The sequence below is a fragment of the Streptomyces sp. NPDC054840 genome (assembly GCF_053611065.1).
Window position 1 is genome coordinate 1 of the sequence record NZ_JBSGZP010000435.1, and the last position, 6,414, is coordinate 6,414.

At 73.9% G+C, this 6,414-nt stretch carries 5 protein-coding genes; 3 read left to right on the forward strand and 2 right to left on the reverse strand.

Annotated elements, in window-relative coordinates; genetic code table 11:
• Window positions 1-28 precede the first annotated feature (28 nt).
• Entirely contained in the window at window positions 29-1,393 is a 1,365-nt protein-coding gene (locus ACWGIU_RS26095; protein WP_453709652.1) for a helix-turn-helix domain-containing protein, read from the reverse strand.
• Between the two features lie 119 nt (window positions 1,394-1,512).
• On the opposite strand from ACWGIU_RS26095, the gene ACWGIU_RS26100 reads away from it, so the two are divergent.
• Entirely contained in the window at window positions 1,513-3,216 is a 1,704-nt protein-coding gene (locus ACWGIU_RS26100) for a cell division protein PerM (protein ID WP_453709654.1), read from the forward strand.
• 131 nt (window positions 3,217-3,347) lie between these two features.
• On the opposite strand, the gene ACWGIU_RS26105 is transcribed toward ACWGIU_RS26100, so the two are convergent.
• Window positions 3,348-3,935 carry a hypothetical protein gene (locus ACWGIU_RS26105; protein ID WP_453709656.1) on the reverse strand — a complete coding sequence of 196 codons (588 nt, stop codon included), beginning with the start codon at window positions 3,933-3,935 and terminating at the stop codon, window positions 3,348-3,350.
• Between the two features lie 241 nt (window positions 3,936-4,176).
• Here ACWGIU_RS26105 and purN point away from each other — a divergent pair, with 241 nt between their 5' ends.
• Together purN and purH are read left to right on the forward strand one after the other, a co-directional pair.
• Window positions 4,177-4,800, forward strand: coding sequence for a phosphoribosylglycinamide formyltransferase (purN, locus tag ACWGIU_RS26110; protein WP_453709658.1), 624 nt, complete (start codon window positions 4,177-4,179; stop codon window positions 4,798-4,800).
• Window positions 4,797-6,380, forward strand: a complete 1,584-nt coding sequence (gene purH, locus ACWGIU_RS26115; protein WP_453709660.1) for a bifunctional phosphoribosylaminoimidazolecarboxamide formyltransferase/IMP cyclohydrolase — start codon at window positions 4,797-4,799, stop codon at window positions 6,378-6,380. Before purN ends, purH begins: the two co-directional genes overlap by 4 nt.
• Window positions 6,381-6,414: the final 34 nt, after the last annotated feature.

Genomic DNA, 6,414 nt, shown 5'->3' on the forward strand with positions numbered 1-6,414 from the left:
CCCAGGGGGTGCGGGCCACGCCCGTCTCTCATCCGATGCGCGGGGCGATCCGCGCCGGTCCGGCCTCCGGGTCGGCGAGCAGCTTGTCGTGGAGCTGTTTGCCGTGCTCGGTGAGCTGCTGGGGGCCGGCGAGCGGGGGGACCCCGGAGACGCTCTCGCCGGGTGCCAGTGGGGGCTCGTAGTGGGTGGGCGCGGTCATGAGCGTGTAGGCCGTCGAGACGGCGATCATCGCTGTCAGGCTGAGGGTCGCGCGGGTCCACAGCCGGGTGCGCCGCTCGCCGCCGCCGCGGACGGCGGACGCCGGGCGCGGTTCGAGGTCGACGGCCGGTAGCAACGCGGTGAACAGGTCGCGCAGCAGCGCGGACTGCTTTTCGAGCGGTACGTCGGCCAGTTCGGGGATCCGGTCGGCGAGGTCGGCGTGCGCGTGCACGAGCCGGATGCCCGCGGTGGGTGTGGTCGCCTCGGTCTCGGCGGCGGTGTCGGGGAGGTCGAGGCCGACGCCGTCGTAGAGCAGGACGGTACGGCGGTTCGCGGGGGACAGCGAGAGCAGGGCGTCGAGCAGGATCCGGTCGGCGGGCTCGGGGGGCGGCTTGTCGAGATGGCGGTGGGCGCGGCGGAAGCGTTGCCAGGGCGAGAGCGCGTACTCGTACACGATCGCGCGCACCCAGCCCACCGGGTCCGGGTCGGCGGCCACCTCGGGCCACCGGTCCCAGGCCTGCACGAACGCCTTCTCCACGGCCTCCAGGGCGAGCGCCCGACGGCCGGTGAGCAGGTAGGCCTGCCGGGCGAGGTCGCGGGCGGCATGGGCGTAGAGGGCGTCGAAGGCCTCGGCCGGGCCCGGCACCGGGACCCTTGCGGGGGACTCGGCGGAGAGCTGGTCGGGCCCGGTCCGTGCGTCGGGGGTCGGCGCGTCCGGGGTCGGCGCGTCCGGGGTCGGCGCGTCGGGAGTCGGCGTGTCGGCGGGCGGCGCGTCGGGGGTCGGCTTGTCCGCGGCGGGGTCCTCCGCGGTCGGCCTGTCCGCCGTCGGCGCCTCCGGGGCAGGTGGGTCCGCGGCTGGTTCCTCCACCCCCGGCGCGTCCGGGGCCGGTGGGTCCGCGGCTGGTTCCTCCACCGCCCTGGCCGTCTTCGCGTCCTCGGACGCCCCGGCGGGAGCACCGTCCTGCCGCTGGGCGGCAAGGCGCGCCAGGAACTGCGTGTACAGCTCGCGCTTGCGCCCGCGGGGGGCCGTGCGGCCCGATTCCCACGAGCGGACGGTCGCCGCGGTGACGCCCACGGCCGCGGCGACCTCATCGTGCGTCAGTTGCGCCGCCTCGCGCAGTCTGCGGCGCTCCTTGGGGGCGGGCAGGCTCAGCTCCGAGTCCTCTGGGGAGGTCGTCTCGACGCTTCGTGTCATGCCACACTCCCCGCAAACCGGCAGTTCTGGGCGAAAAAGTACATAAGCGTATATTGAGCGACACCACGGACATTCGCCTGTTACCCGTCCATAGCGCGTGTCGTTGGCACCATGGCGGGGTGACCCAAGTGACCGAACGCGGGACCCCGTTGTCAGCGGCCCCGCGAGCCGGCGTGCGGCGCCGTTCACCGGCCGCCGCCGCATGCGTCGTGGGCGGCGCCGTGGCGGCCGGACTCGGGCTCGGCTTCCTCGCCGTGCTCGTCATCGTGCTGTGGATCAGCTCCCCCTACCCCGACAGCGGCCCCGGCGGGGCCCTGCACCTGGCCGCCGGGCTGTGGCTGCTCGCCCATGGGACGGAGCTGGTGCGCTACGACACCCTGTCCGGCGTCCCCGCGCCCGTCGGAATGACGCCCCTGCTCCTCGTCGCGCTGCCCGTACTGCTCATGCGGCGGGCCGCCCGGCTGGGGAGCGCCGCCGAGGAGGACGACGAGGTGCTGCCCGCCGGAGCCGTGTTCTCGGCCGTGCTCTGCGGATATCTCGCCGTCGGGGCCCTCGTCACGGTGTACGCCGCCGGCGGCCCCATGTCGGCCGACCCCATCAGCGCGGCCTGGCACATCCCGCTGGTGGCCGTCCTCGCTGCCGCCGGCGGGGTCTGGGGAGCCAGGGGGCGTCCGCTCGGGCCGCTGCCGTCCTGGCTACCAGGGGGCATGCGGAAGGCTGTTGTGCGCCCCCGTTACGCGCTTGCGCTCCGGGCGGGCGCGGGCGGTGCCCTGGTACTCCTGGGCGGCGGCGCGCTCGTCGTCGGAGCCTCGCTCGCCTGGCACGGCGCCGAGGTCCAGGACTCCTTCCTGTCGCTGACCGGGGTGTGGTCGGGCCGCTTCGCCGTCCTGCTGCTCGCCCTCACCCTGATCCCCAACGCCATGGTCTGGGGCGCGGCCTACGCCCTCGGGCCCGGCTTCGCCCTGGGCGCCGACGTGACGGCCACCCCCCTCGGCTTCCCCGGCGCGCCCGGACTGCCCCACTTCCCGCTGCTGGCGGCGCTCCCGGCCGAGGGGCCCGGAACCCCGCTGACCTGGGCCGTCGCCGGAGTGCCGGTGGTCGCCGGGCTCGCGGTGGGCTGGTTCGCGGTACGCCGGGCGCGCGAGGTCTCGTACGGGGAGACGGCGCTCACGGCGGCCCTCGGTGCGGTGGTGTGCGGCCTGACGATGACCGGGCTCGCGGCTGCCTCGGCGGGGCCGCTGGGCTCGCGGCGGCTGTCGGCATTCGGGCCGGTGTGGTGGGCCACCGGCGTGGCGGCCTTCGCCTGGACGGCGGTACTGGCCGTGCCGGTCGCGGTGGCGGTGCACGCGTGGCGGACCCGCCCGGCCATCGGGCCGGGCGCTCCGGATGGCGACGAAGCGCCGACCGTAGGCGACGGGTGGCACGACAGCGGGGTGCGGGAGATCCGGTGGGCGGCGCTGCGGAAGGCTGCGGGGGCGCTGGTTCCGGACCTGGCCGTGCCGTCGGCGGCTGTGCCCGCGCCCGCGCCCGTGCCCGTGCCTCCGGCGGTTCCGGCGGTGCGGGGGCGGCGGGCCGTGACGGTGGTGTCCGGACTGGATCTGGATCTGGATCCGGGCCTGCTGGCGCCGAGGCCGGCCGAGCCGGTCGAGCCGGTCGAGCCGGTCGAGCCGGTCGAGCCGGTCGAGCCGGTCGAGCCGGTCGAGCCGGTCGAGCTGGCCGAGCTGGCCGAGCCGGTCGAGCCGGTCGAGCCGGTGTCGGCGCCGTTGGCTCCGCCGGTGGTGGGGGCGCGCGTGCTGGCCCGGCGGAAGCCGCCACCGGAGTAGGCCGTTCGGGTGGGGGCGGGCGGCGCCGCAGCGGGTGCTCCGCCCCCGGCGCCCGCGCCTCGAACGCCGGCACGGCCGCGAGGGCCGGCCGGCCCGGAAGGAGCGACTGCCCGGAAGGGGCCGCGCCCGTTCTACTGGCGGACCTTCAGGACGTCGCCCACCAGGTTGTCCGGGAGGAGGGTGTTGCACTGGAGTTCCGCCGACTTGGTGAGGGCGTCGTCGCGGCAGACGTAGAAGTCCTTGTAGGCGAGCTGCAGCGCGTACGAGCTGAACGCCAGCAGGATTGCCAGCGAGGCCGTGACCAGGCCGCTCACCGCCGCGGTGCGCTGCGGCCGGGCCGCCGGGCCAAGGGCGTCCAGGCCGGCCGGTGCCGCGGGAGCGCCCTCGGCGGTCGCCGGTGCGGGCTTGCCGCGCAGTGCGCTGACTCCCCAGTACAGGGCGAGTGCCCCGAGCAGCAGTCCGACCGACGGGATCCCGAAGATCCCGAAGAAGAAGCCCCACATGCCGGCCAGCAGCGCGTAGCGGGCGCGGCGCTGGACCGGGTCCGTCGGGTCCCAGCGCGCCGGACCCCGCCGGCCGTCCGAATCCTTCGGGCCGTCACCGTCGTCGTCGCCACCACCGCCGCTGCGCGGCTGCCACGGCTGGTCGGGCCGGCCTTCCGGCGGAGCCGCGAAGGGGTTGTCGTCGGTGGGGGAGTCGGGCTGACGGCGGTCCGGCATCGGGTGTGTTTCTTCCCCTGTGTCATGGACGTCGCGGGACGTCGTGGCGAGGTGAGGCCAGTTTGCGGCTTGTACGCAGACGCTACCGCCCGGCCGTCCCCCCGTCCCTCGGGGGCTGTCCGGTGTACCGGTATCGTTGCAGGCGGTCGGTGGCTTCGTATGGTTCCCCATATACCGGTACCCCGAAGTTTCGTATGACCACACAAGACGAACACCGCAATCACGCGAGAAAGGGCCTCCCATGGCCGCCTCCCGCCTGGTCGTGCTGGTCTCCGGTTCCGGCACCAACCTCCAGGCCCTGCTCGATGCCATCGACGCCCACCCCGGCGGATCCGAGGGCTTCGGCGCCGAAGTCGTCGCCGTGGGGGCCGACCGCGAGAACATCGCCGGCCTGGAGCGGGCGGAGAAGGCGGGGATTCCCACCTTCGTCTGCCCGGTCAAGAGCTACGGCAGCCGCGCGGAGTGGGATGTCGCCCTCACCGAGGCGACCGACGCGTACGCGCCGGACCTCGTCGTGTCCGCCGGATTCATGAAGATCGTGGGCCAGGTGTTCATCGACCGCTTCGGCGGCCGGTTCATCAACACCCACCCCGCCCTCCTCCCGGCCTTCCCCGGCGCACACGGTGTACGGGACGCCCTCGCCTACGGGGCGAAGGTCACCGGCTGCACGGTCCACTTCGTGGACAGCGGCGTGGACACCGGTCCGATCATCGCCCAGGGTGTGGTCGAGGTGCGGGACGAGGAAGACGAAGCCGCTCTCCATGAGCGCATCAAGGAAGTCGAGCGCCAGCTGCTCGTCGATGTCGTGGGGCGTCTGGCCCGGCACGGCTACCGCATTGAGGGACGAAAGGTAACAATCCAGTGACCGCCGTAGAGAGCAACGACCCGACCACGACCCAGCGGCCGATCAGGCGTGCGCTCGTCAGTGTCTACGACAAGACGGGACTGGAAGAGCTGGCCCGCGGGCTGCACGAGGCGGGGGTGGCGCTCGTCTCCACCGGCTCCACCGCCTCCAAGATCGCCGCCGCCGGGGTGCCCGTCACCAAGGTGGAGGAGCTGACCGGTTTCCCCGAGTGCCTGGACGGCCGGGTCAAGACCCTGCACCCGCGCGTGCACGCCGGCATCCTCGCCGACCTGCGCCTGGAGGACCACCGCAACCAGCTCGCCGAGCTGGGCGTCGAGCCCTTCGACCTGGTGATCGTCAACCTCTATCCCTTCCTGGCGACCGTCCGGTCGGGCGCCACCCCCGACGAGTGTGTGGAGCAGATCGACATCGGCGGCCCGTCGATGGTCCGTGCCGCCGCCAAGAACCACCCCTCGGTCGCGGTCGTCACCAGTCCGGCCCGCTACGCCGACGTCATCGCGGCGGCCCAGGGCGGCGGCTTCGACCTCACCGCCCGCAAGAGGCTCGCGGCCGAGGCCTTCCAGCACACCGCCGCCTACGACGTGGCCGTGGCCTCCTGGTTCACGAACGCGTACGCCCCGGAGCCCGAGGCGGTCCTGCCCGAGTTCCTGGCCGGCGCCTGGGAGCGCAAGTCGACCCTGCGCTACGGCGAGAACCCGCACCAGGCCGCCGCCCTCTACACGGACGGACAGCCGGGCGGACTCGCCAACGCGGAGCAGCTGCACGGCAAGGAGATGTCCTTCAACAACTACGTGGACACCGAGGCCGCGCGCCGCGCCGCCTACGACCACGAAGAGCCCTGTGTCGCGATCATCAAGCATGCCAACCCGTGCGGTATCGCGGTCGACACGGACGTCGCCGCGGCCCACCGCAAGGCGCACGCCTGCGACCCGCTGTCGGCCTTCGGCGGCGTCATCGCCGTCAACCGCCCGGTGACCGTCGAGCTCGCTGAGCAGGTCGCGGAGATCTTCACCGAGGTCATCGCCGCCCCCGCCTACGAGGACGGCGCGGTCGAGATCCTGGCCAGGAAGAAGAACATCCGCGTCCTGAAGGTGGACGGGCACCCGCACCAGCCGGGCGACCTCAAGCCCGTCTCCGGCGGCGTGCTGCTCCAGCAGTCGGACGTCTTCCAGGCCGAGGGCGACGACCCGGCCGCCTGGACCCTGGCCACCGGCGACGCCCTGTCCCCGGCGGAACTCGCCGAGCTGGCCTTCGCGTGGAAGGCCTGCCGGGCCGTCAAGTCCAACGCGATCCTGCTCGCGAAGGACGGCGCCTCGGTCGGCGTCGGCATGGGCCAGGTCAACCGTGTCGACTCGGCGAAGCTGGCCGTCGAGCGGGCGGGGGCCGAGCGCGCGCAGGGCTCGTACGCGGCCTCCGACGCCTTCTTCCCGTTCCCGGACGGGCTGGAGATCCTGACGGCCGCGGGCATCAAGGCCGTGGTCCAGCCGGGCGGTTCGGTCCGTGACGAGCTGGTCGTCGAGGCCGCGAAGAAGGCCGGTGTGACCATGTACTTCACCGGGACCCGGCACTTCTTCCACTGAGTCCGGCTCGCCCCGACACGGCGAAGGCCGCGAC

What these genes read in the sequence shown, in the direction of transcription:
- purN (WP_453709658.1), top strand. Translation starts at nt 4,177, where the DNA reads ATGGCCGCCTCCCGCCTGGTCGTGCTGGTCTCCGGTTCCGGCACCAAC.
- ACWGIU_RS26095 (WP_453709652.1), bottom strand. Translation starts at nt 1,393, where the DNA reads ATGACACGAAGCGTCGAGACGACCTCCCCAGAGGACTCGGAGCTGAGC.
- ACWGIU_RS26105 (WP_453709656.1), bottom strand. Translation starts at nt 3,935, where the DNA reads ATGCCGGACCGCCGTCAGCCCGACTCCCCCACCGACGACAACCCCTTC.